General features: G+C 62.7%; 4 protein-coding genes. 1 reads left to right on the plus strand and 3 read right to left on the minus strand.

Annotated elements, in window-relative coordinates:
- Positions 1 to 19: 19 nt before the first annotated feature.
- From pvdO to pvdM, 3 genes are read right to left on the minus strand one after another with little or no spacing between them, the layout of a single operon-like run.
- Positions 20 to 880, minus strand: coding sequence for a dihydropyoverdine dehydrogenase (gene pvdO / locus RB216_RS11545; protein ID WP_028615826.1), 861 nt, complete (start codon positions 878 to 880; stop codon positions 20 to 22).
- Between the two features lie 34 nt (positions 881 to 914).
- The gene (gene pvdN / locus RB216_RS11550; protein ID WP_305384832.1) at positions 915 to 2,189 is read right to left on the minus strand and encodes a pyoverdine-tailoring periplasmic protein PvdN; all 1,275 of its coding nucleotides are present in this window, start codon (positions 2,187 to 2,189) and stop codon (positions 915 to 917) included.
- 18 nt (positions 2,190 to 2,207) lie between these two features.
- Complete coding sequence (pvdM, locus tag RB216_RS11555; RefSeq protein WP_068934225.1) at positions 2,208 to 3,557, minus strand: pyoverdine-tailoring dipeptidase-like protein PvdM; 1,350 nt, start codon at positions 3,555 to 3,557, stop codon at positions 2,208 to 2,210.
- 142 nt (positions 3,558 to 3,699) lie between these two features.
- Between pvdM and pvdP the strand changes: the two genes are divergently transcribed.
- A complete protein-coding gene (gene pvdP / locus RB216_RS11560; protein ID WP_305384836.1) occupies positions 3,700 to 5,325 on the plus strand; it encodes a pyoverdine maturation tyrosinase PvdP in 1,626 nt (541 codons plus the stop codon).
- Positions 5,326 to 5,766: the final 441 nt, after the last annotated feature.

The following is a 5,766-nucleotide window of genomic DNA, read 5'->3' on the forward strand; positions in this document are numbered from 1 at the left end:
ACATTAAATCTCCTGGGTGTTACAGGTCGCGCACTACGCGGAACCCAATCCAATCCCCCCGCGTCTGCGGATAGATGGTGTTGCGATTCCCCGAGCGCGAAAACACCGGCGCTTCACCCCAGTCATTGCCCCGGATCATGTAGCCCTCGCAGTTAGGCTCCATCCACGCGCTGCCATCGGTAGGCGCGCCGATGTAGTTGGGATGTTCGCAGTCGGCCACTCGCTCGTAGACGTTGCCATGCATGTCGTACATGCCAAACGCATTCGGCGGGTAACTGCCGACCGGCGACGAGTAGCTGTAGCCATCTGTGGGGCCATAGGTATTGGCGTGCTTGGCGATGCTGTAGTCCTTGCCTTCATCGAACGGGAAGGGGAACGGCCCGGTAGAGCCGGCGCGTGCGGCGTATTCGCGCTGGGACTCGCTGACCATGTGGTACTGCTGGCCGGTCTTTTTCGATAGCCAAGCTACATAGTTCTTGATGTCATCCATGTCCATGCACACCGCCGGCTGGCGCGGGCCTTGGGGATAGCGTGGCTTGCTGGCGATGCACTCGCGGCCTGGGCGGGTGTCGCCATCGGCGATCTTCACGCCGGTCTGGCGCACGTAGCTGTCCCATTCGCCAGCGGTGATGTGGAAGCGGCTCATGGCGAATGGCTTGGCGAAGGTCACCTCATGCATCGGGCCTTCATCCGGCTCGCGGCCGACTTCATCCTCGGGCGTGCCCATGGTGAAGGTGCCGGCGGGCAGCACCACCATTTCCGGGCAGTCCTTGCAATCCTTGAACACCTTGCCGGGTTGCGGCGCGGCGGCCTGGGCCAGGTTGGGCAGCAAGGCGCCGCACAGGGCGGTGAGCGCCAGGGCCGTGAGGGGTTTGTTCATGTGGGCCTCTCATTCAAAGGGGAAAAGGTGTGCGTCACGCCCGCTGGCTCAGCAAGGCCATGAAGCGCTGGATCTCGGCGGAGGAATTGAGCAGGCCGGGGGCGGTGCGGATCACCGGGCCGACATCGCGGTCCACCGCGTCGATCACCACGCGGTTTTTCATCATGTAGGCCGCCACGGCATCACTGTCCTGGCCTTTGACGCGGAAGAAAGTGAAACCAGCGGACAGTTCAGGGCTGTGCGGGGTGACCAGTTCGATCTTCGGGTGGGCCAGCAATTGCTCTTTCAGTTCGGTATTGAGTGCGTGAATCCGCGCCTGCACCTGCGCCTTGCCCAGTTGCAGGTGCAGTTTGAAGGCCTCGTCCGCCGCCCAGCGATGCTCGAAGGCGTGGTAGCCGCCCGGGGTCATGATGGTGGCGAAGTCCTTGTCTTCGGAAAAGGTCGGTACCATCGGTGTCACATACTTGTTTTGCGAGTCGCGGGCGCAGACCAGGCCGGTGCCGCGTGGGCCGAACATCCATTTGTGGGTGCCGGCGATGAAAAAGTCGCAGTGCATGTCCGGGAAGTCGAGGTTTTCCACGCCGAAACCGTGCACGCCGTCCACTACATAGAGGATGCGGTCCTTGTCGTCACGGTTGCGGTTGTGTTCTTCCACCAGCTTGCCGATCTCGCCGATGGGCAGCTTCACGCCGCTGCCGGACTGCACCCAGGTCATGCCGAGTACGCGGGTGTTGGCGCGGATATTGCGCTGGATGTTGCCCAGCACCTCGTCGGCCGATACGCGGTTGGCGTTGTCGAACAGGCGAATCTTGCGGACCTGGGTCTGCTCCTTGCGCACCCGGAAATCCAGGCTGAACTCGGTGGCGTAGTGTTCGTGGACGGTGGTGAGGATCTCCTGGTCAGGCCGTACCTTGATCCCGCCATAAATCATCGCCAAGCCTTCGGACGTACTTCCGGTCAGGGCGATTTGCGGTGGGGTGGCCTTCAGGTAACGGCCGGCCCATTCGCGCACCTGGCCTTCGCGCTTCCAGGTTTCCTGCAGGTCCCAGTCCATGGCCAGCCCTGGGTTGCGGTCGATCTGCGCGCGGTAGCGCTCGATGGCCTCGCGCACCGGCTTGGGGTGAGTTGCCACCAGAAAGTTGGAAAAATGCAGGTAGTCCGGGTCCTGGTTGAACAGTTGCTTGAGTCCCGTCCATGGGTCATCGGTTGCTGCGTTGGCGGCGATGGCCTGCGGAAGCAGGGCGGCGCCTAGTGGCAGGCTGGCGGCAAGTACCCCAGCCTGCTTGAGAAAGGTACGGCGGTCGGTCATGGACGGGCTTCTAGATGATTAACGGTTGGCCAAGGGCTTGGCGGCTTTTTGGACCTGGTCCCACACCCGCAGGAAGTTGCCTCCCCACAGCTTGGCAATATCGGCTTCGGAGTAGCCGCGTTGGATCAGTTCGGCGGTGACGTTGCGTATTTCGCCGACGTTGTTCCAACCCTGGACGCCGCCGCCATCGTTGAAGTCCGACGACAGGCCGACATGGTCGATGCCGATCTTGCGCACGGTGTAGTCGATGGCATCGCCCAGGTCCTTGAGGGTGGCCTTCGGTTCTTCATCGAGGATGCCGTACAGCGCGCTGGCGTACTCGCCGAACTTGTGTTCCGGCCAGGCGGCGATGATCGCGTCGCCCGGCATAAGGGCCACGGCCAGGTTAGGCAGGGGCGGCAGGTCGAAGCGTGCGCGCAGAGCGTTGAGTTTGTCCTGGGTCGGCTGGCTCAGCGGGCGCAGGTAGGCGGAGAAGCCTACGATCTGCACCACGCCGCCACTGTTCTTGATCAGTTGCAGCTCTTTGTCGCTCAGGTTGCGCGGGATATCCACGGAGGCGCGCGGCGCCGAATGGGACGCCACCATCGGCGTGCGGCTCAATTGCGCCACTTGCTCCAGCGCCTTGGTCGACATTTGCGATACATCGATGATCACCCCCAGGTCATTGAGGCGGTGCACCGCTTGTTTGCCGATGTCCGACAGGCCATCAAGGGCGTCGGTGGAATCATTGAAAAACGGCAGTGGTCGCGATGAGTCCGACCAGGCGTTATTGCCCACATAGCTGAAGCCGAACATGCGCATGCCGCGCGCCGCCCACAGGTCCAACTGGTTCAAGTCGTTGCCCAGTGGGTAGGCGTTGAGCATGCTGATAAAGATCGCAAACTTGCCTTCGCCATGCAGGCGCCGGAAGTCATCCGGGGTGTAGGCGATGGCGACCTGATTGGGGAAGTCGCGCACCATGCCGCTGATGATCTTGTAGCGCACTTCCTGCTCGTTGCGCGCGGCCTCGACAAAACCGTCGGTGGGTTTGTGCGGGGCGTTGGGGCCGTTCCAGATTTCCGGCCAGCCGAAGATGGTCAACGCTGCGCCGGACAAACGCCCGCGTGCCGCCTTGACCAGGTCGAACTGACCTTCGCCGTCCTTGTCCGCCTCGTTGCCGGCGGTGCCGAAATCCACGGGCACGGTGATATGGCTGTCGAACGACAGCAGTCGGTCCTGCATTTCGTTGGCCTGCTTGATCACCGCCAGCGGGTAGCCGGCATTGCCCTTGAACCAGTGATCCCAGACCAGGAAACCGGCTCCGGCACCGATGGCCAGTGCCAGCGGCAGGCCGATGTACAGCGCCTTTTTCGAACGTGGTTTTGTCATTGCCATCTCAGTCAGTTGAGGCCTTCGCTATCAGGGAAGAACGAGTGATCGGCGGCAAAATTTAGGCGGCGAGGGCGCCTCGGTAAATTTCCCCGGCGGGCAAACGTTCTAGCTCTGATAAAGCCGTTTCCTAAGGTAGACAATGACCATCTCTCGACGTGGGTTCATCGCAGGCCTGGCGCTGACAGGCGCTGCCGTGCCTGCCGCTTTCTATGCCCATCGCGAGTTGACGCGCGAAGAAGAATTCCCCATCACCCCCGGCGAAGCCACGGTGGACCTGGCCGACACTGCCGGTCAGCACCTGGCAAACACCCTGCGTGGGGTGTGGGACCTGCGCCTGGAAGGTCGCGACGCCGGCCTCAAAGGGCTGCCACTGCAAGATTTGCAACTGCTGCTCGACATCGCGCCCCGTGGGCGCGGTTTGCGCGGTTACCTGGACACCGCCGCCCACCTGCGCGCCGAAGGCGAGCCGCGTTACCGTGTGCTGGGTGACCTGCTGACGGGGGAGAGCGCTGTGCTCTACTGGCGCCTGATCGACCGTGATTCGGTCGACGGTACACCCGCCTATGAATTCAAGATGACCCTTGATGAGGTCTGGGCGGCCTTTGCCAACGCTGGCAGCAGCACCCTCAGTGGGCAGATCCTCGACCTGGATCGGCCACTTGCATGGGTTGAGCGCGATAATCGCTTCATCGCCCACAAGCAGTGGTTCCCCGAAGCCCGCCAGCGCATCGGCCTCAACCCGACCTTGCTGGCTTGGCTGATTGCGCCCGAACACCGCCTGTTCCATCAACTGTGGCACGCCACCCGTGACCAGTGGCACAAACTCTCCGAGGAAAAACGCGACGCCCTGCGTGGTATTGGCTGGCAACCCGGCCCACGCGGCCAGGAACGCGATGCCCGGGGTAAACGCAAGGACCGTAACGGCTCGGGTATCGACTTCTTCTTCATGCACCGCCACATGCTCGGCACCGCGCGCTCCATGCAGGATCTGCCTTCATGGCCGCAATTTCCCGAACCGCAACCGGCCCTGGAGCGTGATCGCCTGGGCTTTCTGCGTTACTTCGACAACCACGACGGCTTCGCGCTGCCGCCCACCTGGTCGGCGCCGGACGACACCGAATACACCCAGTGGGTCAGCGACATCAAGGCCGCCGAGACCTATCACAGCAACTTCCAGGTGTGGGAGTCCCAATACCGCGACCCGCGCTACCTGGCCAAATTCACCCTGGGCCAGTTGGGCTCCGAAATGGAGCTGGGCCTGCACGACTGGCTGCACATGCGTTGGGCCTCCGTGCCGCGCGACCCCTCCAACGGCGCCCCCGTGCCCATGGCCCGTGACCCCGCTGACTTCGCAGCGCGCTGGTATGCAGCGGAAAACGACTTCCTCGGCGACCCGTTCTCATCCCATGTCAATCCGGTGTTCTGGCATTTCCATGGCTGGATCGACGATCGCATCGAAGACTGGTTTCGCGCCCATGAGCGCTTCAATCCGGGCGAAGTCCAGCGCCTGCAAGTCAACGGCGTGGCCTGGTTCGCACCGGGCCGTTGGGTGGAAGTCGGCGATCCCTGGCTAGGCCCGGATACCCATGGCTGCAGCACCACGCCGGGGTTGCAGGTGGGCAAGTCGATGGAGATGGACCCGGAGGTCATGAAGCTGGCCCTGCGTATTACCTTTGGCGAAGACGAGGGTATGTTGCAGGGCCTGTTCAAACGGGTGCCGAAGCGGCCGTGGTATGCGCGTCACCTGAAGCTGAAAACCCCCTGATTTTGGAACCGGGCGCGTTTTATGGCGAGTGGGACTTGCTGTGGTGAGCGGGCTTGCCCCGCGCTGTGGCGCGCAGCGGCCCTAATCCGGCCGCCTCGTTTTACCTGAAAGAACGCGGTGGCTGTGTTGGGGCCGCTGCGCGCCCCAGCGCGGGGCAAACCCGCTCACCACAACAACAAGGTTGCTCACCACAACAAGCCCGCTCACCCCAGGAACACGGCGTTCCCCAATTGCGATTGAACCAACCCGGTTCCTCCTTGTCCCCGCTTCCCATGTCACCCCCCGCCTGCCAAATCCCTTAATTTTCCAAGCCTGCCGGAAGCCTCTCCAGGCCCACGGCTGCGCCCGCTTTTTTTTGATGCGGGGCGCACAGCACCCGATTCAAGCGGCAGCTGAAAACGGACTTTCTTCTCCACCGTGACTTATCAGGCAGGTTACCCC

Origin of the sequence: Pseudomonas canadensis, assembly GCF_030980095.1 — a bacterium.
Lineage (GTDB): Bacteria > Pseudomonadota > Gammaproteobacteria > Pseudomonadales > Pseudomonadaceae > Aquipseudomonas > Aquipseudomonas canadensis.